Origin of the sequence: Bradyrhizobium sp. B039 (assembly GCF_038965675.1) — a bacterium.
GTDB lineage: Bacteria > Pseudomonadota > Alphaproteobacteria > Rhizobiales > Xanthobacteraceae > Bradyrhizobium > Bradyrhizobium diazoefficiens.
In genome coordinates, this window is the sequence record NZ_CP152416.1 from 6,965,340 (window position 1) to 6,987,058 (window position 21,719).

Annotated in this window: 15 protein-coding genes; 3 read left to right on the top strand and 12 right to left on the bottom strand. The window is 63.9% G+C overall.

The window, feature by feature from the left end; translation table 11 throughout:
* Nucleotides 1-597: 597 nt before the first annotated feature.
* The 4 genes from AAFG50_RS33125 to AAFG50_RS33140 all read right to left on the bottom strand — a co-directional run bounded on the left by AAFG50_RS33125 (nucleotide 598) and on the right by AAFG50_RS33140 (nucleotide 4,920).
* The gene (locus tag AAFG50_RS33125; protein ID WP_028174593.1) at nucleotides 598-2,244 is read right to left on the bottom strand and encodes a GMC family oxidoreductase N-terminal domain-containing protein; all 1,647 of its coding nucleotides are present in this window, start codon (nucleotides 2,242-2,244) and stop codon (nucleotides 598-600) included.
* 14 nt (nucleotides 2,245-2,258) lie between these two features.
* Nucleotides 2,259-2,852, bottom strand: coding sequence for a GNAT family protein (locus AAFG50_RS33130; RefSeq protein WP_028174592.1), 594 nt, complete (start codon nucleotides 2,850-2,852; stop codon nucleotides 2,259-2,261).
* A gap of 140 nt (nucleotides 2,853-2,992) precedes the next feature.
* The gene (locus AAFG50_RS33135; protein ID WP_028174591.1) at nucleotides 2,993-3,919 is read right to left on the bottom strand and encodes an SMP-30/gluconolactonase/LRE family protein; all 927 of its coding nucleotides are present in this window, start codon (nucleotides 3,917-3,919) and stop codon (nucleotides 2,993-2,995) included.
* A 167-nt stretch (nucleotides 3,920-4,086) separates the two neighbouring features.
* A complete protein-coding gene (locus tag AAFG50_RS33140) occupies nucleotides 4,087-4,920 on the bottom strand; it encodes an AraC family transcriptional regulator (RefSeq protein WP_028174590.1) in 834 nt (277 codons plus the stop codon).
* Nucleotides 4,921-5,103: 183 nt separating this feature from the next.
* Here AAFG50_RS33140 and AAFG50_RS33145 point away from each other — a divergent pair, with 183 nt between their 5' ends.
* Nucleotides 5,104-6,207, top strand: coding sequence for a mandelate racemase/muconate lactonizing enzyme family protein (locus AAFG50_RS33145; protein WP_028174589.1), 1,104 nt, complete (start codon nucleotides 5,104-5,106; stop codon nucleotides 6,205-6,207).
* Between the two features lie 9 nt (nucleotides 6,208-6,216).
* On the opposite strand, the gene AAFG50_RS33150 is transcribed toward AAFG50_RS33145, so the two are convergent.
* The gene (locus tag AAFG50_RS33150; protein ID WP_028174588.1) at nucleotides 6,217-6,573 is read right to left on the bottom strand and encodes a hypothetical protein; all 357 of its coding nucleotides are present in this window, start codon (nucleotides 6,571-6,573) and stop codon (nucleotides 6,217-6,219) included.
* A 184-nt stretch (nucleotides 6,574-6,757) separates the two neighbouring features.
* Between AAFG50_RS33150 and AAFG50_RS33155 the strand changes: the two genes are divergently transcribed.
* The gene (locus AAFG50_RS33155; RefSeq protein WP_011089440.1) at nucleotides 6,758-6,982 is read left to right on the top strand and encodes a hypothetical protein; all 225 of its coding nucleotides are present in this window, start codon (nucleotides 6,758-6,760) and stop codon (nucleotides 6,980-6,982) included.
* Nucleotides 6,983-7,262: 280 nt separating this feature from the next.
* Here the strand turns inward: AAFG50_RS33155 and AAFG50_RS33160 are convergent, their stop codons facing one another.
* Nucleotides 7,263-7,919: a glutathione S-transferase family protein gene (locus AAFG50_RS33160; protein WP_028174587.1), complete on the bottom strand. Its 657-nt coding sequence runs from the start codon at nucleotides 7,917-7,919 to the stop codon at nucleotides 7,263-7,265.
* A gap of 181 nt (nucleotides 7,920-8,100) precedes the next feature.
* On the opposite strand from AAFG50_RS33160, the gene phaZ reads away from it, so the two are divergent.
* Nucleotides 8,101-9,324 (top strand): polyhydroxyalkanoate depolymerase, encoded by a 1,224-nt coding sequence (gene phaZ, locus AAFG50_RS33165; protein ID WP_028174586.1) that lies wholly within the window; start codon nucleotides 8,101-8,103, stop codon nucleotides 9,322-9,324.
* A gap of 31 nt (nucleotides 9,325-9,355) precedes the next feature.
* Here the strand turns inward: phaZ and AAFG50_RS33170 are convergent, their stop codons facing one another.
* The 6 genes from AAFG50_RS33170 to AAFG50_RS33195 all read right to left on the bottom strand — a co-directional run bounded on the left by AAFG50_RS33170 (nucleotide 9,356) and on the right by AAFG50_RS33195 (nucleotide 21,714).
* Nucleotides 9,356-11,260, bottom strand: a complete 1,905-nt coding sequence (locus AAFG50_RS33170) for a diguanylate cyclase (RefSeq protein ID WP_028174585.1) — start codon at nucleotides 11,258-11,260, stop codon at nucleotides 9,356-9,358.
* 171 nt (nucleotides 11,261-11,431) lie between these two features.
* Nucleotides 11,432-13,624 (bottom strand): glycosyltransferase, encoded by a 2,193-nt coding sequence (locus AAFG50_RS33175; protein WP_028174584.1) that lies wholly within the window; start codon nucleotides 13,622-13,624, stop codon nucleotides 11,432-11,434.
* A 12-nt stretch (nucleotides 13,625-13,636) separates the two neighbouring features.
* The gene (locus AAFG50_RS33180; RefSeq protein ID WP_231166566.1) at nucleotides 13,637-14,917 is read right to left on the bottom strand and encodes an HlyD family secretion protein; all 1,281 of its coding nucleotides are present in this window, start codon (nucleotides 14,915-14,917) and stop codon (nucleotides 13,637-13,639) included.
* A gap of 317 nt (nucleotides 14,918-15,234) precedes the next feature.
* The gene (locus AAFG50_RS33185; protein WP_028174582.1) at nucleotides 15,235-18,564 is read right to left on the bottom strand and encodes an adenylate/guanylate cyclase domain-containing protein; all 3,330 of its coding nucleotides are present in this window, start codon (nucleotides 18,562-18,564) and stop codon (nucleotides 15,235-15,237) included.
* A gap of 316 nt (nucleotides 18,565-18,880) precedes the next feature.
* On the bottom strand, nucleotides 18,881-19,396 hold the full coding sequence (locus AAFG50_RS33190; protein WP_028174581.1) for a hypothetical protein: 516 nt from the start codon (nucleotides 19,394-19,396) through the stop codon (nucleotides 18,881-18,883).
* Nucleotides 19,397-19,845: 449 nt separating this feature from the next.
* Nucleotides 19,846-21,714, bottom strand: a complete 1,869-nt coding sequence (locus tag AAFG50_RS33195; RefSeq protein WP_028174580.1) for an ABC transporter ATP-binding protein — start codon at nucleotides 21,712-21,714, stop codon at nucleotides 19,846-19,848.
* Nucleotides 21,715-21,719 lie beyond the last annotated feature (5 nt).

Here is a 21,719-nt window from a genome sequence, read left to right on the forward strand (position 1 = left end):
GCCGTGCGAAGGCACACGCAGAAAAACTGCACAGCGGCATACAGGTGAAGCCCAACACACGGCCTTCCCTGCGCAGTGGTCGGACGGCTTATGCCGTGCTCTCCCGGGAGCCGAGTTCGTTCTGGCCTCCCTCGTCCTCGCGGAATTCACCGACACCGCGCCGGTTGACGCGACTGCCGCATCCGCAAGAGCTTGACCGTAGCAACGACGGCCAGGACCACACGGTTTTGCCGTACGCACGCAGCGCCGCTCGTCCGCACGAAGTTTTGGGCTCACGGAGAGCAATCCGCCCTGCCCTCAGCCTCTCGCACACGACGCTGCCGCGTCCACCGCAACCCGGCCTGCGTTTCGAACGACTCGCGAACCGCCCCTCTTCGTCGGGCCGGGCTGTTTCGACTTATGCCGCAATTCCGAATTTCGGTAAAGTGGAATATTTTTGCGGGGAGGGATTGACGGGTGAGCGACACAACAAATCTAGTAGGGTGGGTTAGCAACAGCGTAACCCACCTCTTTTGTCTCCGCGTCCAGAGAAGTGGTGGGTTACGCCGCGCGGACTGCTCTTCGCGCAGCCGCTAGCTAACCCACCCTACGAAGATCTCACGCCACCGCTGCATCCGGAATGCGCGCGGCTTCCATCGGCACCTTGCCGCGGATCAGGTCCGAGGCACGGTCCGCGATCATCATCGTGGATGCATTCAGGTTCGCCGAGATCATCCGCGGCATCACGGAAGCATCGATCACGCGGAGGCCCTCCAACCCGTGGACGCGGAGCTGGTCGTCGACCACGGCCCAGGTGGAATCCGCCGGACCCATGCGGCAGGTGCAGCCGGGGTGGAAGGTGGTGGTGCCGCGTTCGGTGGCGGCGGCGAGGAATTCGTCGTCGGTGTTGATGTTGGGGCCGGGGAAATCCTCGTAGGCGTAATAGGGCGACAGCGGCGCACTCTTCAAAAGGCGCCGTGCGAGCTTCATGCCGCCGACGATGACGCGGCGGTCGAGCTCGGCGTCGAGGTAATTGGTCTGGATGATCGGCGGCGCGAACGGATCGGCCGAGCGAATGCGGACATAGCCGCGGCTCTCGGGGCGCTGCTGCCAGGAGGCCACCGTCATGCCGGGCTCGTCCTCGAGCTGGCCCTGCACGCCTTCCTTGTAGCTTGCCGGTGTGAAGGTGAGCTGCAGGTCGGAAGACTCGGCGCTCTCGCCGGAATGCCAGAAGCAATAAACCATGGTCGGCGACAGCGACAGCAGGCCGCGGCGCGCGGTTGCCCATTTCAGCGCCTCGATCCACAGCGAGAAGCCGCGGCGGAGCTCGTTGATGGTCTTGATATCTTTTACGCGCGCCACCGTGCGCGGGGCGTAGTGATCCTGCAGACCTTCGCCGACCGGCAGCGCGTGGCGCACCGCGATGCCGTGCGCGCCGAGCAGATCGGGCGAGCCGACGCCGGAAAGCTGGAGCAGCTGCGGCGAATTATAGGTGCCGCCGGACAGGATCACTTCCTTGTTGGCGCGCACCTCCACCGGCGTGCCGCCGCGGCCGCCCTTGGTGTAGCGCACGCCGACGGCGCGCTTGCCCTCGAAGATGATCCCGGTTGCGTGCGCGTGGGTGTGCACATGCACGTTGGGCCGCTTCATCGCGGGCTTCAGGAACGCGGTCGAGCCGGAAACGCGCAGGCCGTTGTTGATGGTGCGCTGGCAGTAGGAGACGCCTTCCTGCTTCGCGCCGTTGTAGTCGGGGTTACGCGGGATGCCGAGCGAGACCGCGCCCTCCATGAAGGCCTCGCAGAGCGGATCACGCCAGTCCATGGTGGTGACGATGAGGTTGCCGTCGCGTCCGCGATAGGTGTCCTCCCCCTCGCCGACCCGCTTCTCCAGCCGCTTGAAGTAGGGCAGCACGTCGGCATAGCCCCAGCCGCGATTGCCCATCTGCGCCCAGGTGTCGAAATCCATGCGCTGGCCGCGATTGTAGATGTGGCCGTTGATCGAGGACGAGCCGCCGAGCGTCTTGCCGCGCGGCGCGTAGATGCTGCGCCCGCCGGTGTAGGGCCCCGGCTCCTGCTGGTAGGCCCAGTTGATGCTCTTCATGTGGAAGGTCTTGATGAAGCCCGCCGGCAGATGGATGTACGGGTGCCAGTCGCTTGGGCCCGCCTCCAGCACGCAGACGCTAACGTTCGGATCTTCGCTGAGCCGGTTGGCAAGCACGCAGCCGGCGGAGCCCGCGCCGACGATCACATAATCAAATCTGTCCATGGTGCCTCGGCCGCTCAGCGCGGCTTGTCGTTGAGTTGAAATTCGAGATGCGCCTGCACGGTCGGCCATTCGGCGGCGGTGATGCTGTAGACCACGGTGTCGCGCAGCGTGCCGTTCGGCGCGACCTGGTGGCTGCGCAGAATGCCGTCCTGCTTGGCGCCCAGGCGCTCGATGGCGCGGCGGCTCTGGTGGTTGAAGAAGTGCGTGCGGAATTCGACCGCGATGCAGTTCAGCGTCTCGAAGGCGTGCCGGAGCAGCAGCAGCTTGCACTGCGTGTTGAGCGGGCCGCGCTGCGCGCTCTTGCCATACCAGGTCGAGCCGATCTCGACGCGGCGGTTGGTGGCATCGATATTCATGTAGGTCGTCATGCCGACGATGTTGCCGCCGGCGTCGAACACGGTGAACGGCAGCATCGAGCCTGCGGCTTGCAAGGCCAGGCGGCGGTCGATCTCCTTGCCCATGTTCTCAGGCAGGGGAATCGCAGTGTACCAGAGCTTCGAGAGCTCGCCGTCCTTCACGGCCTCGGTCAGCCCCTCGATATGCTGGTGCGACAGCGGCTCGAGACGGGCGTGCTGTCCACGCAGGGTGATGGGATCAGGCCAGGGCATTGAATCGTTCCTCATGAATGTCATTCCGGGATGGTCCGAAGGACCAGACTATGGTGCGCAATTGCGCACCTGAGAATCTCGAGATCCCGGGTTCTATGCTCCGCATAGCCCCGGGATGACAATCGCGTTTTACGCGATTGTCACTTGTTCAAGAAGTTCAACGGCAAACCGCCGCGCGGCCAGTCCATGGCGATCAGCTCGCCCTTGCCTGACAGCGTGATGTAGGCGGTCTTCAGCCCAGGGCCGCCGAAGGCGATGTTGGTGGTGACGCGGTCGCCGGTCGGCACCTGCTCGACCAGGGTGCCGTCAGGCGCGATCACCGAGATGCAGCCGGAGACGAGGGTGGCGACGCAGACATTGCCGTTCGCCTCCACCGCGAGCGAGTCGAACATCTGGTAGCCGCCGAGGCCGCAGATCGGCTTGCCCCGCTCGCCGCGATAGATCACCTCGCGCGGCCTCAGCGTGCCGGGCGCGGAGAGCTCATAGGCCCAGAGCCGCGCCGTCGGCGTCTCCGCGATGTAGACGGTGTTCTCGTCCGGCGAGAGCCCGATGCCGTTGGCCGGCAGCACGCCGTGCACGACCTCCACGACCTCTTTCATGCCGGGCTTGAGATAATACATGCCGCCGACGTCCATCTCGCGCGCGCGGCGCTTGCCGAGATCGGAGAACCAGAGGCCGCCGTGCCTGTCGAACACCAGATCGTTCGGCCCGCGCAGCTCGTGCTCGCCGCATTTGGTCACGACGGTCTCGACCTTGCCGGATTGCAGGTCGACGCGTTGGATCGAGCCGCCGAGATAGTTGTCCGGCTGCGGGCCCGGCATGATCATCTGGCCGGTCGGAATCCAGGAGAAGCCGCCATTGTTGCAGATGTAGATCTTGCCGTCGGGGCCGAGGGCGGCGCCATTCGGTCCGCCCGGCACCTTCGCCACGATCTCCTTGCGGCCGTCGGGATGGACGCGGGTCAGGCGCTGGCCGCGGATTTCCACCAGCACCACCGAACCGTCCGGCATCACGACCGGCCCTTCGGGAAATTCGAGGTCGGTGGCGAGAACGCGGACGTCAGACATTGAGACCCTCCCGGCTGCTTGTTATGGCTTGCACGGGATGTCCGGCACGGGCCCCACACGCAAGATTTGCCTGCGGTTATGACAAAGTCACCGGGGCTTGCCAAGCAAGCGGGACGGTATGCCAGCGTTGCGCCGCAAGGCGCGACTAAGGGTCCTCGCGGATCGTGCTACCCGCGCACCGGCACCCAGATCTCGAAGCCGCCATTGCCGGTCGCGGGATCGAATTTTTCGTCGTAGCGCTCGAAGCTCGGCGCGTCCGCGGCCTTCAGGCCGGAGGCGGGCAGCCACTGATTCCAGATCGTGTTGACGGTGCGCCTGATCGAGGCGACGTGGTCGGTGTGGGCGAACACCGCATAGCGCTGCTCGGGGATGCGGATGCGGCCGAAGCGGCGCGGCAGGTCGGAATAATCGCTGACCTCGACACCGGCGATGTAGTCGAAATTGCCGGCATCGTCGCCGTTGCAGCAAACGCCATAGGCGACGTTGCCGACACGCGCCGGAATGTCGGCGACCTCCTGGTGGAAGCGCTGCCACATCCCCGGGATGATCGCGCCGTTGTCGCAGGAGATGCGTTCACTGATGCCGGCGACAAGGAAGGCCGTTGCGGTCTCGAAACGCGGCGGGGCGAGAGTGTCTGAGATGGTGGAGTCCATGAGGATCGGCTCCTGAAGCTTGAGATGGCCGGTGCACGTCGCGACCCGCACCGCTTCGGGTGTGGTGCCGAACTGGTCGCGGAACGCGCGGGTGAATGCTTCGTGCGAGCCGTAATCCGCCTCCAGCGCCAGCGACAGGATGTCCGGCGCGCCGTTCGCAAGGCTGCGCGCCGCCTCGGTCAGCCGCCGTGCACGCACGTAACGCATCACCGGCAGGCCGGTGGCTGCGGCAAACGCGCGCACGATGTGGAACCGCGACACGCCCGATATCGCAGCGATCTCGTCGAGCGTCATCGGCTCGGCCAGATGGCTCTCGATATACCAGAGCGCGCGCTGGGCTGGATTCATGCTGGTTCGGGCCCTCGTTCGAAGCGCGACCATGATGCACGGAACGCCGCGGGCTTCGCTTGATCGGCGTTGCGATCCCGCAAGAGAATAACGCCGGCACAGCTACTGGCAACGTCCGGGCATTCATGGCTACACTCGGGACGTCCTTGAAACCGCTCACAAGAAAGCAGGAGGAACCGCGTCATGAAGATCACCGATGTGCGGGCGCACCAGATCCGCATCCCCTATGACGCCGGTGTCGCGAGCTTCCGCCAGGGCGCCTCCGCCATCACCGCGCTCGACATGGTGATCGTCGAGGTCACGACCGATGCCGGGTTGACCGGCTGGGGCGATGCCTTCGCCTATGTCTGCCCCCGCACCACGCGCAGCGCCGTCGAGGAGATGATCGCACCGCAGGCCCGTGGCCTGGAGGTTCCCGATGCCGCCGGCATTCCCGCGGTGATGGAGCAGATCCAGCGCAATCTGCATCTGTTCGGCCGCTACGGCATCACCATGTTCGCGATCTCCGGGCTCGACATCGCGCTTTGGGACCTCGCCGCGAAGATCAAGGGCGTGCCGGTGCACCGCCTGCTCGGCGAGACCAGGCGCCCGGCCATTCCGGCCTATGCGAGCCTGTTGCGGATCGGCTCGCCCGACAACATCGCGGCCGAATGCAAGAAGGCGCTCGCGCTCGGCTATGGCGCCATCAAGCTGCACGAGACCACGGCGCCGGCGGTCTATGCCGCGCGCGAGGCGATCGGGCCGGGCATACCGCTGATGGTGGACATGAACTGCCCGCTGTCAGGCGAGCAGGCGATCGCGTTCGCCGGGACATGCCGGGACGCGCAGCCGATGTTCCTGGAGGAGCCGGTCTGGCCACCGGAGGATTTTGCCGCGCTCGCCGAGGTCCGCAGCAAGGGCGGGCTCGGCGTCGCCGCCGGCGAGAACGCCTGCACGGAATATCAATTCCGCCAGATGATGAATGCGGGCGCGGTGAGCCACGCCCAGCCGTCGGTGATCAAGGTCGGCGGCATCACGGAGTTCCTGAAGGTCGCGGCGCTCGCCGATCGGCTCGGCGTCCAGATCGTCCCGCATTCCCCGTATTTCGGCCCCGGCCTGCTTGCGACCTTGCATCTGCTGGCGGGGCGCGACGACGGGTTCGTCGAGATGTTTTACCTGAAGCGCGAAGCCTGCCTCTGGGGCGGCCGCGCCGACGTCGATGCCACCGGCCATGTCGCGGTGCCGACTGGGCTTGGGCTCGGCTATGAGCCCGACCGCGGCGTGATGGAGCGATATCGCGTCGCGTGAGCGCGGCGCCTATTTCGCCGCGTCCTTGGCCGGCGGCGCGTCCTGCTTCTTCTTCACGTCCTCCGCGATCTTCGTTTGCGCGGCCTGGAGATCGCCGAGCGTCTTCTGCAAGCCGGCAAGGCTCGTCTTCAACGCGTCGATCTGGCGATTGGCGGCATCCAGCCTCTGCTGGTGATCGAGGTTGAGCTTGGTGATCGTCTTCTGGAGGAAATCGACGTTGCTCTGGAGGCAGCTCGTGCGCCGCTCCATGGTCTTCTCGACGGTGCAGATCTCGATGCCGGGCACGTCCTGCGCGCGGAGCGGCGCGATCGCCAGCGTGGCGAGCAGCAACATCACGACACAGACGCCGGCGCTTCGAAACGGCATGCAGGTTCCTCGTCAAATTGATCACGGCAATGTGCGCTGTTTGCGCACAGCCGCCGGACGCTACCACACTCGTACCGCATTCTCGCGTTGAGCTTGGCTTGTTCCCTTGGGACAGGGAGCAGTGAACCGCGCGCGGAAGAAATGGGCGCTCTTTCCGCGGCTTTGATTAGGGGAGATTTTTGGAATGGCAACGCGCGATAGACGTCTGGCGGAATTCGACGGAGCCGGTGAACCGCCTCCTGGCTTGCCGGTCGAAGTGCTGTGCGAGGATCACAGCGGAACGTATCAACTGCCGTTCGCCTGCCGCTATGTCGAGGGACGCTGGCAGAACCACGAGGCCGGCATCGCGGTCGAAGCGACCGTGATCGGCTGGCGCTTGCCGCGTGTGAAGCACTCCGGCGTCGCCTGACAGCGGCTTCTGTTCCAAAATGCAACGGGGCCGCGCTCCGCCTTAACCTTCGGAACGCGGTTCGAACGAATCGCGTCCGAATCAGCCGAATCGCCTCGTCCACGCCTGTTCACGGCTAGATGTCGACGCGGATCTGTTTTCGCGCACAATATCTGCGCGACGGCCGGGTGGGCTCGAGCCTGGAGCCGGCGCCAAAGGTTAACGGTGGACAAGGCATGGCTCGCACCGCCGCCCCAGCCGGTCCCCGCCCCCGAAACAGGCAGGCCAGCGCAACGCCTGCCTAATATTCGACCTCGAGCTCCTCGATCTCGGCCGGCTCTTCCTTGGCCGCCGCGATCCATTCCTGCATCTCGGGCATGGCCATGATGGTATCGGCGTAGGCCTTCAGAAGCGGCTCGAGCTTGACGTCATAGGTCACGAAGCGCGTCACCACGGGCGCGTACATCGCATCCGCCATGGTGCGCCTCTCACCGAACAGGAACGGGCCGCCCGATTTCTCCAGGCAGTCGCGCCAGATGGACCAGACGCGGTCGATGTCGGCCTGCGCGCGCGACCAGATCTTGAAGCCGGGGAAGTGTCCCTTCAGATTGACAGGCAGCGAGGCGCGCAGCGTGGTGAAGCCGGAATGGATTTCGCCGCAGATCGAGCGGCAATGAGCGCGCTGGACGCGGTCATCCGGCAACAGGCCGGCGTCCGGCATCACCTCGTTGAGGTATTCGGCAATCGCCAGCGTATCCCAGACAGTCGCGCCCTCGTGCCGCAGGCATGGCACCAGGATCGACGACGACAGCAACAGGATTTCGGCGCGCGCGGAGGCGTCGTCGGGCGCGGTCACGATCTCCTCGAAATCGAGCCCGGAAAACTTCGTCAGCAGCCAGCCACGCAGCGACCAGGACGAGTAGTTCTTGCTGCTGATGGTCAGTGTCGCCTTCGCCATATGGCCTCTTCCCTCACGCCTGAGATGGGCACCCCGCCCGGCCCGCGGGCATGCCCACTACCTGTGCTTCCAATGTGTACACCCCGCTTGAAGAGCAAGCGATGTGCCAGTTTTACGGGCGATTTGACTCAGTTTTGGCTTCGATATTGCATGGCACCATGGGACAGGTGGGCGCTTCAGTATGATGTCGATGTATTATCAAGCCTTTCAGAACCAGATGGACCTGACAGCGCCGTGGCGGGCGGGCGCCTCGTCTGCGCTCAAATTCCTCAACCTGGTGCCGCAGGGCGTGTCGCACCAGGTCGTCGGCCGGCTGTCGGCGGCGCTGGAGCTGATCTCGCGCTCCACCCTCACCTACCATCGCCCGGCCTACGGCATCGACAGCGTCATGGTAGGCAACCGTGAGGTCGCCGTCACCGAGGAGATCGCCTACGCGACCCCGTTCGGCTCGCTGCTGCACTTCAAGAAGCAGGACGTGCCCGAGCAGCCGCGCATGCTGCTGGTGGCGCCGATGTCCGGCCATTTCGCCACGCTGTTGCGCGGCACCGTGAAGACGCTGCTCCAGGACCACGACGTCTACATCACCGACTGGCACAATCCGCGCGACATTCCGCGCAGCGAGGGCCGCTTCGGGCTCGACGACTACACTGATCATCTCATCGACTTCCTCGGCCAGCTCGGCCCGCGCCCGCATATGGTGGCGATCTGCCAGCCGTCGGTCTCGGCGCTCGCGGCCGCCGCCGTCATGTGCGAAGGTAACCATCCCTCGCGGCCGGCGACGCTGACGCTGATGGCGGGGCCGATCGACACGCGGATCCAGCCGACCAGGGTGAACGAATTCGCCAAGAGCAGGCCGATCGACTGGTTCGAGCAGAACCTGATCAACTACGTGCCGGTGCAGTGCCGCGGCGCGCTGCGCAAGGTCTATCCCGGCTTCGTGCAGCTCACCGCCTTCGTCTCGATGAATCTCGAGCGGCACATCAAGCAGCACATGGACCTCGCCAACCACATCGCCAAGGGCGAGAAGGAAAAGGCGGCAACCATCAAGACCTTCTACGACGAATATTTCGCGGTGATGGATCTGCCCGCAGAATTCTACATCGAGACCGTGCGCGACGTATTCCAGGAGCATCTGCTGCCGCAGGGCAAGCTGATGCATCGGGGACGGCCGGTGAACACCAAAGCCGTCAGCCGCATGGGGCTGATGACGGTCGAGGGCGAAAAGGACGACATCTGCTCGATCGGCCAGACGCTCGCCGCGCAAGACCTCTGCACCGGCGTGCGCGCCTATCGCCGCGTGCACCACATGCAGGCCGGCGTCGGCCATTACGGCGTGTTCTCCGGCAAGCGCTGGAACAACGAGATCTATCCGCTGCTGCGGGATTTCGTGCACGTGAATTCGTGAGGCGCACGCCGCGCCGCGCTAGGGCTGCTCTTCAAGCCCGTATCGAGCCGGGCCACGCGACGACTTGCCCTGACATCACAAGGCGGTTGCGTCCGCTCTCCTTGGCGGCGTAGAGCGCTTTATCCGCAGCCACAATCAACGACGTGCAATCCGCCTTGTCGCCGAACGACATATGTGTGGCGCCACCAATACTGAGGGTGACCTGCTTGGATGGCGGGTTGAGCGCGTGGAGAATCCCGAGGTCCTGAATCGCTTGCCGGATTCGCTCGCCGACCTGCTCGCACCCTCCCATGTCGGTGTTTGGCAGCAGCAACGCGAATTCCTCACCACCATACCGAGCGGCTACGTCTGCAGGCCGTCTGGCCTGCTCTGCCAGGACCCCGGCGACCGAGCGAAGACATGCATCGCCTGCCTGATGCCCGTACTGATCGTTGAAACGCTTGAAATGATCGACGTCCATCAGCAACAGTGACAGAGGCGTTCCTTCGCGCCTCGCCCGGTCCCATTCCGCCTCCAGCCGCTCGTCGAAGTGTCTGCGGTTTGCCAGGGCCGTCAGGCCATCCGAACTGGCGAGAGCCGACAGCTTATCCTCCAGGTCCTTACGTTCGGTCATGTCGCGCGAGATCGCCACCACGCCGTTGATGTCTCCACTCTGCGCACTCCTTGCGACGCGCAGCGCGGTTTCGATCCAGACCTCGCCTTTCTCGCGATGCCGAGTGCGATAAGTGATTCTAGCCTCCTCGGCTTCGCCGTTCATCAGCGCGGAGATCGTTTGCTCAACCCGGGCCAGGTCCGCGGGATTTATGCCGGCAAGGGCCGACGTATCTACCAATTCGTTCGGAGCCCAGCCGAGAACCCGCGCGCTGGACGGCGACGTATAGAGGATGCGTCCATCGAGCGCGATGCGCATGACCATGTCTCCCGACTGCTCCGCAAGGAGGCGAAAATCCGCCTCCTTGGCGATCAGGGCGGCGGCCATCTTTTGCCGCAGGTGCAACTGGCGCACCAGCAAAAGCCCTGCAACAGCGAGCCCTCCTATCAGTCCCAGCACCGCAGCCATGCGCATCAGCGCGGCCCTGCGCCATGGAGCCAAGACGTCGTCTTCCGATTCCGTCGCAACCACGAGAACGGGGTAGCGACTGCTCAGTTGATAAAAGCTCAGTCGCCGAACGCCGTCGAGAGGCGACGTGAAGTAGTAGACGCCCGCAGCCGGCCGCTCGCGGAAATTCCTAAAGAGCGGTGCATTCGACAGATCGCGGCCCGTGTATCCGTTGTCCGGGCTACGCGCGAGGACAATGCCTTTCGCTGTCGCCAGTGAAATTGAGCCGTTCTGGCCAACGTCGAACCCGCGATAGAATTGCAGAAAGTAGTCGACATCGATCGTGGTAAGAGCCACTCCGGCAAAACTGCCGTCAGGATGATTGAAGCGCCTTGACGCGGTGATGATCCATTGCCCGCCCGACCTGCTCCTCACTGGAGGCCCGATGAAGGTTCCCCGGTCAGCCATGGCGCGATGATGCTGGAAATACTCTCGGTCGCTGTTGTTGAGACTGGCGAAATCCACAGGCTCGCTGGTCGCGAGCCAGCGGCCGGTCTCGTCATAGACGAACACGGCGCGGATCCGGTTCGCGGCTTTGCGCCGGGAAAGAAAGGTCTGAATCTTGGCGATTGCCGCCGGGCTGGTTCCCTCGAGTTCGAGTTGGCCAACCAACACATTGAGAACGGTGTCCGCGAGTTCGAACGTATCGTCCGCGTGTTGCGTCACCGACCGGGCCAGATTGGCCATGTCCGTTTCGGAGCCCTTCAGCAGCGTCTGTCGCGAGGACCACTCCCGCCAGCCGCTGAGCGCGACCATCGCCAAGCAAGCGACCGCCACAAATGCGGAGGCCCAGAGCGTCAGACGCCCCTGGCGAACATCACTACGGTGATCGATCAAGAGACGCTCCCTCCACCCTCAACCCCGTAAACGCCTTGGGCTAAGGAATGGTTGCTCGTTCCGGTTGAGGTTTTTGGCAGAGCACCGGAAGGAGACTGACGGCATCGATGAGCGGCCTGACCGTCGATCGATAGCCCATGGACTGATCGGACGAGAAGGATAACACAGCAATCAGCTCAGCTTGACGGCCTCGAGCACTGTGCCGGCCACTCGACCAAAGTGAGGTTCAGTAAAACTCGCCGGATGACGGCTTCGAACTCCGGCAAGATGTGCCAAGTCGTCGATCCGCGGTTGAGGCCGAATGACCAGGCTCTCTGCCGGCAGGCGTTCGGTCGGCGAAAACGACGCGGGCTTCGCGCCGCCTGCAACAATGTGGGGCAACGGCGCGGCCATTGACCAGATGTTCTTGAGCATCGCCCTGTTCACCGAGCACGCGATGACGCCGTTGCCCCTCAGGCGGGCGACGGTAAAGAGCTTCCGGATCAGCAGGTCTCGTTCAAGCGACTGCGGCAAATGGAACTGCAGCCCGACGAGATGGCCTCTTTGTTGCACGACCATCGCGTCGATCCACCCCACCTGCGCGATGTGCACGCGCAGCGGTTCTCCAGCGCGAGGACAGTCAATGCCGGCGCCGAGCAGAACGCCGGCGCCAGAGAGGGAGACGTTGCTCACGCGCCCAGAAAGCACCTCGCCGGTCCCAGTCAGGATCAAGACTGATTCATCGACATCGAAACGCTCCTCGGCACGTCCCATCCGCGCCTGCAGCGAGGTCATGCAGACGAAGAAGAGCACGACGATGTTCACGACCGACCAGAAGGCGACCATCGGTAAAGCGCCCGGATGATCGATGATCCGCCATTCCGGGATGGTGTTGAGAACCACGCCGACGACCGTCAACGCCATCAGACCCGCCGATGGCCAGAATATCTCCGCGGCGTAGCTTGCGCGTCGCGCGGCTGCGCCCTTGGGCGTTACCCTGAACGCATGCCCCGTCGGCTTGACGAGAGTCCCGAGCACCGTTGGCAAGATCTTGAAGCTCTGGATAGTCGCCGATACCTGAGCGGCGAGCGGAAAGTGCTCGTGCGGCGCGAACCAGGAGATGCCGCCGTTAAGCGCCAGGATCGCGGGGAACAAGTAATAGAAGACGGACTCAGGAGTGACGTCGACGACAGGCGCTAGCCCAGTCCACATGAACACGATCGGAACCAACACGACCGCGAGCGCCCGCAGGCCCATTGAGAGCCAATGCGTCGGAAAGAAGAGGAGCCGATGCATCAAGCCCAGTCCGGGGCCGAGCGGGCCGTCGGCGAGATACAGCGTCTGGATCGCGCCACGCGCCCAGCGTTGCCGCTGCACGAAAAAGGCGTCAAGGCTTTCCGGCGCCAATCCAATCGCCAGCGGCTCGCGTAGATAGCGAGTAACGTACCCCTTGCGCAGCAGGACCAGCGTCAACAACATGTCTTCCGTAATGGACTGGGTCGGCAAGGCATCGCCCACCGCGCGGAGTGCTGCGCGACGCGTGACGGAGTTGGAACCACAACAAAAGGCACCATCCCAGCCGTCGCGCGCCGGCATGATGGAATCGAAGAAGAACCGTTGCTCGTCCGGCAGTCCCCTGTGCAGGCCGAGATTCGCCTGCATCGGGTCCTCATTGTAGAAGGTGTGCGGGATCTGAACGATTCCGATCTTTGGATCGGCGAAGAAGCCCATCGTGCGCATCAGGAAATTGCGCTGCGGCACGAAGTCCGCATCAAAGATCGCGAAGAATTCGCCGCTCGTCTTCGTCAGGGCATGATTGATATTGCCGGCCTTGGCATTCAAGTTGTCGGCGCGCGTGAGATAGCCGGCGCCCTTTTGCTTGCAGAGTTCCCTGAGCCAAGGCCTGCGACCATCATCCAAGACCCAGACCTGGAAATTTGGATAGCCCAGGCACAGCGCGCCCGTGATCGTCTTTTCCAGCACCTCGAATGGCTCGTCATAGGTCGGAATAAAGACGTCGACCGAGGGCAACTCGTCATCCGGCAGGCTGCGAAGCCGACGCTCGTGCTGATCTGCTTCGCTGCGGCGATCGGTCCTGCGAAGGAAAGTCAGATAGAGAATGAACTGATCTGTGAAGGTCAGAAGCTCGACGAACAGACAGAGCCAGATCCAGCCGACCTGATACCAGCTCCCGCTTGCCGGCAGCACGGTGGTGCAAATACGCCATTCGAGATAGCGGGCGACCACGAGCCAAACCACGACAAAGACCGCGACTCGCGCCCAAGGGCGCGCGACTGGAAAGGTCGGCGCCAACAGGTACATCGCCGCAAAGATGCCCAGCATCGGCGCGAACAGCTGAGAGAGCGGCAGAGTCATGGCCTGCATGGAACATCTCGCTTACAGGGACGACTGGTCGAGCTCCAGGCGAGCGGTCAGCCATTTCAACTTCGAGCTGACCAATCGTAGCAGGCCGTCGGCGCTGCGCTCGAAGCGCACCTCAGCCAACCGTCCGATATCGCAGGAGCCGTTGCGATCGGCCGACGTCTCATTGGGCGGAAGCGATATCTCTACGGTGATGTTGCCCGGATCAGGCCGCGGCACCCGAGCCGCAAGCAGCCGATCATCGCCGTAGGCTGCCGATCCGCGGACTTGCCGGATCTGGCCGGTCTTCCATTCGCGGCTCCCAATCAGGCGGACGGTAGCCGCATCTCCGGCCTTAATCTTCTCGAAATCACGCTCGGGGAGTTCAACAACGATGAACCGGCGCTCGCAATCCGCAAAATCGAAGACCGATTGCCCTTCCGTGACCATCGAGCCCGGGCTGGCCGCGACCGACCAGACCACATGGGCTGCGGGCAAGGACAGATCGTAGTGATCGAGACGATCAAGTCGAGTGCGTTCCTCTGCGATCTCCGCGGCCAGCTGCGCGGCACGTGAGCTGTTCTGCAACAGGTCCGTCTCGAGCTCCTGGCGGCGGAGGACAAGCCGCTCGCGCTGCTGCTGAGAATACGGCACGTCATTGGCATCGCCACGAAGATAGATGCCCTTCTCGACCGCCCCCATCTCGGTCTTGAGGCGCTGCAGGCGTTCATCGGCCATCTGGCACCGCGTTGCGGTTGCCTCCTGCGAGGCCTGGGCCTCACCGGAGCGGATCTGCGAACTGATGCCGAGCTTCACGAGCCTCTCCATCCGGCCCGCGACATCGTTCCGCTGCCGCGCCTCGGCGAGACAGCCGCCTTTTTCAGCTTCCGTTTCGCCGATCTCGTGGCTCAGGCGCTCCACCATCCCCAAACGATAGTCCTCGCTGCGCTCGCCGAGCTTGCGATCGAGCTCGGCGATTTCCTCCAGTTGCCGACGTGCGAGCTCGGCGCGTTTGGTGGACATGGCGAGCTGCTGATCAAGGTCCATGAGGTGCCGGCGATCCGGCGAACGCGCCTCGACCAGCGGCACCACCCGGGTGCGCTGGAAATATTCACCCTTGCGTGGAAGATCTGACGAGAGCTGACCCGCCATCGGTGCAGTCACCCGCATGAGCTCGGCATTGACATAGGCGGAGGGAGCGATTCGGTAGGTCACATACGGCAACAGGGTCCATCCGCTCAGAGCGATGATCCCGAGCGCCAAGGATCGGCGAACAATCCGGCTGCGAATGAAACGTTCGACATGCAAGCGAACCACGACTGGATCTCCAATGGGCTTTGGTCGCTGCGCCTGCCCCAGCGAAGGCAAGCCAATCGCCGCATGGCCCGGCCCTGGGATGGAGTCTGCGCCTTGAGGCACTGAGCAATCCGACAACATTGGTGCTAGCCGAGATCGGGATCGCCGCAGCAGCAGACTCGCGCTCACAACCAAGAGAAGCGTATTTAGCTTTCACCACATTAGGTTAAGCTGTGTCAAAACCGGAAGACTACGGCTCCCCGAATCGAAGACCAGGATGCCGACCTATTCCGGCTTGAAGTCGGCGCGCCGGTTGCGCCGATCGAATGGCGGCGCGTCTAACGCCCATTCCTAAGCAGCGTCTCCGCTTCCCCGATTTCGGGAAGATTTCGTTCCGCCTCGAATTCGGCGAGGACGGGAGTGAGCAGTTCGAAAACCGCGCCCGCTCGGCCATTTGTCTTGTGCAGGCGCGCAAGTCCAATGGCGCTGCGCAGCTCGAAAGTCTTCGCCTGTTGGTGGCGTGCGATTTCCAGCGCCCGGTTGAAGGCATTTTCGGCCCCGGAATCGTCCGGAGGGTCATGTCGCGACAAAAGCTCGCCCTGGACGCGATGCAGCTCGGCATCAAGCCAATGCTGACCGGATTGTCCCGCCCATGCGATCAATTCGCTCAAGATCTCCAGCCCGGTTTCGAGTTGGCCCACCTCTGCGTCGGCCATCGCGACCTGCATCCCCCAAAACGGTTCACAGAGGTAGCAGTCATTCTCGCGCAGCATGGTCCATCCGCGACGCATTTCCGTCAGTCCGGCCATCCGGTCGCCGGCACGCCACTTGGCGAGGCCATTCAGATAGGTACCGGCGGCCACATACAGCGGCATCGTGTGGTCGCGCGCGAGACCGAGCGCCAGGATGGTATCCGTCTGCTGCAACATGCCCCCGCACAGTCCGTCGAACACGGCCCGATGAACAAGCGCATTGGCCCGGGACAGCGCCCGTTGTTCTCCCGAAGCGCTCACCGCTTCGGCTGCGAGCCGGCGCGCGCGAGCGATGCTGCCAAGCGGCCAAAGCACCAGAGCAAGAAACCTCATGATCACGAACGGCAGATCCAGCGCCGAGGGCCTGAACGTCGCGGGATCCGGCTCGGCACCATAGATCGCCAGTGCCCGCTCGAGATGCGTTCTCGCGTTCAAATAGTCGCCCCCGAACCAGCAGGTGACGCCGCCTGTCCAATGCGCAACGACGGCGGCCACCGGCGCGTCCGGTCGTCGCTCCGCGGCACTCATGATGGCGTCGGCCAGTTCCCGCATTGGAGCAAGTTCGCCGTGTGTCAGACAGGCATTGAAGAGGCCCGAATGGATCGGCGCAAGTTCCACCGGATCATTGATGTCGGCAGCGAACTGCCGGGCGCGCGTCCATGCGGCTACCGTTTCGGGGGCGCTGTGCCCGAGGCCGCCCCTTAACGCGCGGCCATATGCGATTTGAAGATGCAGCCTGCTCATCATCCGGCGAGGCTCGTCAGGCAACTCATCGGCGATGGCAATCGCCTTGCCGAGATGCGCAATTGCCTCGGAATAGGCCGAGCGTTTCAGCGCCTGCTGGCCCGCCTTGCGCCACCACTCGAGGGCGACCTCGTTCAGCCCAGCCTCGGTGAAGTGGTGTGCCAGAACTTCCGGCTCAGTCTCGGCGACGACTGGAAACTTTTCGCGCAGGACATCGCCGATGCGCGTGTGAAGCACCTGCCGTTTGCTCTTGAGCAGGCTCTCGTAGGCCGCCTCCTGAACGAGAGCGTGCTTGAAACTGTAGTTTGCCTCGGGCGGAGCCCCGCGACACACCAGCAGTTCGGCCTCCTCGAGTTGCCCTAAAGCAGCGCTCAGCGTCAGATCATCGCGTCCCGCCACATATCTCAGCAGCGCGTACGAGAAGTCGCGGCCGATGGCGGCGCCAATCTGCGCCACCTCCTTGACCGGAGCCAGCCGGTCGAGCCGCGCCATCAGCGAATCCTGCAGCGTCGCGGGAATAGCGAGCGGCGGGAGCGGACTTTCGAGGCGATAGCGCCCGGCACCTTCGACGAGCCATCCGGACTCCAGCACCATCTTGGTCAATTCCTCGACGAATAGCGGGACGCCATCCGTCCTGTCGATGATCTGCTTCATCATCTCGCGTGGCAGCTGGCGACCGACAGTCACCTGCTCGACCAGCGCCCGCGTGTCCTGCCGATCGAGCCGGTCGAGCCGTAACAGAGTGACGTTGGCAAGGCCCGACCAGGAGGGCTCGAACTCCGGCCGCGACGTCATGAGCACGAGTATCGGCAGTCGCCTGATCCGGTCGACCGTGAGATCGAACAGTTCAAGTGTCGTGGCATCGGCCCAATGCATATCCTCGCAGATGATCAGCAGGGGCTGCTCTCGCGCCAATCCCTCAAGCTGATCGAGAAGGGTGGCAAAGGTCTGTCGCCGCAGCTGCGCCGGGCTCAGACCGAGCGGCGGATAACGGTCGCCGGTTGGGATCGAAAGCAGTGCCGCAATGAGCGCTGTCGCCCGGGCAACCTGCTGCGTTCCAAGCGCCAGCATCGCCTCGAGCTTGTCGAGCTTTTGCCCGGGCGTGTCGTGCGAGCAAATGCCGGCAGCGCGCTCGAGTTGCGCGACAAAGGGATGAAGCGCACTGTTGGTGTGGTACGGTGAGCACTGATATCGCACGCGGCGGTGCGCCCCCAACACGGGGCTTTCGGACAGCATTGCAACCATGCGCGACTTGCCGATGCCGGCTTCGCCGGAAATCAGCACCATCTGCCCTTGCCCCTGCCATGCCAACCGCTGGCGCGAGAGCGTGAGTTCGATCTCCTCCTTGCGGCCGACAAAGCCGATCGAGCGCGCCGCGTGGACCGCCTCGAAGCGACTTTCCGATGCGGGCGCTCCCTCGACCGCCCAGACCGCGATGGGTTCGGATATCCCCTTGACCTCGCGGCGGCCGAGGTTACGAAAAGTGAAGAGATCACCGAGCAGCCGGCGCGTCGACGAGGCAACGACGACCGCTCCCGGCTCCGCCAGGCTCTGGAGCCGGGCAGCGAGGTTTGGTGTATCGCCGACCGTTGCGCTCTCCTCTGACGCATCTCCGCTGATGAGGTCGCCGACCACCACAAGCCCGGTCGCGATTGCGATCCGCAACTCAACCCGTTCGTCGCCGCTCGTCTTGAGCTGTCGCATCGCAGAGATGGCGTCGAGGCCCGCGCGCACTGCGCGCTCCGCGTCATCCTCGTGGGCGCGCGGATAGCCGAAATAGACGAGTATTCCGTCGCCGACGAACCTCGCTATGCTGCCGTCATAGGCGGAAATGACCCTCGCGCAGGCAGCGCGATAGGCCCGGATCACTTCCCACATATCCTCGGGATCGAGACGCGCCGAGAGTGCAGTCGAGCCGACCAGATCGCAAAACATGACGGTGAGGTGGCGCCGCTCGGCGTCGTGAGGAGGAGCCGGCGATGCGATCAACGCGGCGGGATCGAGGTCGGCAATAGCACGCAGCATTTTACGGCGATGGCCGAGCAGGACTCCGAGCTTATCGAAGTCCTCGTCCATCAGCTCGGGAAGGACGCCCATGTCGACGCCATTTTGGACAAAACGCTCTGCGTACTGCCCAAGTCCCAGCTTCTCGAGCCACTCCGCAATCTGCATTGGCTCCACCGATCCTGTGGTTGGCGGTTAGCAGAATTTTGGACCACGGCGCGGGGACGATATCCCAACATCGTCATGATGGCACGTCTTGTTTGTTGCGCGATAAACTCAGGTTGCTCAGTACTGATAGGGCTTCCAAGCAGCGGCATTGCCCGATGCGAACGGCAGCGCTACCAAGAATCGTCAGCACGCAGCGTTGAACGACGGAGGTTGCAATGAGTCGTGGCTACTCACCCCGTACCTGAGGCCCCCTCCAACACTGCGGCTCGTGCCCGCCTCACCACGCCTGGCAGACGCTTTCCGTGAGCGCAGTCCTTCATTCCTTGTCCATCGACGCTTCGTAGCTGCGAGCCATCGTGCCCGCCGCAACTTGAAGCGAAGAGCCAACCACCCAACAGCCGGCAACAAAGCCTATCAGGCCGTTGGGGAGATTTTGATCAAGGACAAGGATGCTGACTGACAGGGTTGCGGCAATGGCGGCGACGAACGTTCCGGCCGCACTCATGATCTCAACCGCCTCGGAACCGGTGTATTCTTCCGAGAGGCTCGAGATCGACTTCCGAGCGACACTGCGAGACAAATCGATTCCAACATAATAGCTGAGAGCTCCGTAGAGCGTGGTCATCAGCACAATCCAGCCGCTTTCAAACAGTCCGTCTCTCTGACGCAACAGGGTCGCGCCCACATAGAGGCCGCAAGAGGCGCCAACGGCTGCGAGCCCAATTCTTTCAAGAAGATGGGCCGATTTGATCAGGCTGGAACGAGCGATCCGAAGATTGCCGGCTTGCCTCGTTTCGGACACTGCACTGGAAACTGCATCGCCTAGCTTCATTGGTGAGCTCCTTCTTGGGTAAGTAGCAGCCTACCGGCCGACCCCGAATAGAGGCAGCCTCGTGGACGCGTCTTGCGATTCCCCTGATTCCAATTTCTGAAAAATCTGTGCTGAGTGATGGGGCTGGCTTGCTCGCGAGCAAGACGAGAGCCAATCCAAAGCTGCGAGCACGCGGCTTCGCAGGCATTGCATCTCACCCGTGTCTGTCAGTTAGCTTCGGGTGCGGCAATTTCTTGCGGAATTGGTAGCTCGAGAAGAGTGTGATGGAATATGAGATCGTTCACATTCCGCAGCTCCCTGTCGCTCGATCCGGTCACGATTTCCGGAGGACGAGTCTGCATCTGCCCGGCGCTTTCGCCGACATCAAACCTATCTACACTTGCCTGCTTCGTACACGTCAACTCATGCGTTCGGTCACGTCATCGGAAACGTACCGCATCCTGCGCGCCTCAGGCCGACCACTCCTCGCCCCACACCTGGACGACGTGACCAGGCGAGACCTCGCGATATTGCCGCACCGGCGGCTGGTAGTCCGGCGCGCGCACCGGGCTCCTGATCTCGTCGTTGGAGGCCTCGCGCCTGGTGCCGCGGCGCGCGGGATCGGGGACCGGCACGGCGGCCATCAGCTTCTTCGTATAGGGATGCTGCGGATTGCCGAACAAATCTGCGCGCGGGCCGATCTCGACGATCTCGCCGAGATACATCACCGCGACCCGGTGGCTCATGCGCTCGACCACCGCGATGTCGTGGGAAATGAAGAGGTAGGCAAGGCCCATGCTGGCCTGAAGGTCGAGCATCAGGTTGACGACCTGCGCCTTCACCGAGACGTCGAGCGCCGAAACCGCCTCGTCCGCGACGATCAGCTTCGGCCCGAGCGCGAGCGCCCGCGCAATGCAGATGCGCTGGCGCTGGCCGCCGGAGAATTCGTGCGGGAAGCGCGCGGCCATGTCGGCGGTCAGGCCGACGCGCACGAGCAGGTCGGCGACCTTGTCGCGCCCCTGCGCAGCGGTGGCGAGGCCGTTGGCCAGCAGCGGCGCTGCGATCGCCGTGCCCACCGACATGCGCGGATTGAGGCTCGCGAACGGATCCTGAAACACGATCTGCATCTGCTTGCGGAAGTCGCGCAAGGTGCGGCCGTTCATCGCCAGCACATCCTGGCCGTCGAGCAGAACCGTCCCGCTGTCCGGCTCGAGCAGCTTGAGGATCGAGCGGCCGGTCGTCGACTTGCCGCAGCCGGATTCGCCGACCAGCGCCAGCGTCTCGCCGGCGTGCAAGGTGAAGGAGACGTTCTCGACCGCGTGGACGCGGCCGGAGACCTTGCCGAACAGGCCCGAGCGGATCGGAAAGCGCGTGGTGAGGTTCGAGACTTCGAGCAGCGGGCGCTCGGCAGTCGAGACCGTATCCGGTGTCTCGGTCGGCTCATCCGAGGTGCCGGTGACCTTGTCGACAATCGGAAACCGCATCGGCCGCGGACGCCCGTCCATCGAGCCGAGGCGAGGCACCGCCGCGAGCAGCGCGCGGGTGTAGGGATGCGAGGGCGCAGCGAAGATGCGCGATGTCGCATCGGTCTCCACCGCCTGCCCACCATACATCACGACCGTGCGGTCCGCGATCTCGGCGACCACGCCCATGTCGTGGGTGATGAAGAGGATCGACATCCCCTCTTCCTGCTGGAGCTCCTTCAGGAGCTCCAGGATCTGGGCCTGGATCGTGACGTCGAGCGCGGTGGTCGGCTCGTCGGCGATCAGGAGTTTCGGCTTGCAGGCCAGCGCCATCGCGATCATCACGCGCTGGCGCATACCGCCGGAGAAGCGGTGCGGATGCTCGTGGAAGCGAGATTTCGCGGCGGGGATGCGGACGCGATCGAGCAGCCGGACGGTCTCGGCCTCGGCCGCCGCCCGCGACATGCCGCGATGCTGGATCAGCGCTTCCGCAATCTGGAAGCCGATGGTGAGCACCGGATTGAGGCTCGTCATCGGCTCCTGGAAGATCATGGCAACGTCGTTGCCGCGGATGTCCTTCATGCTCGCTTCGGGCAGCGCGAGGAGATCGCGGCCGGCGAGCGTGACGCGCCCTTCGATCCGCCCGCTCTCCTTCGGAATGAGCCGCATGATCGACAGCGCAGTGACACTCTTGCCCGAACCGGACTCGCCGACGATCGCCACGGTTTCGCGCGGCGCGACGTCGAACGACACGTTGCGGACGACAGGGATCCATTGCCGCTCGCGCGTGAAGGACGTGGTCAAGCCCGCGACCGACAGCACCGGCCCCTGCGCTTCGGCAATGACTTGGTCAGATCTGCTGGCGCCGATGCTCATGCGAG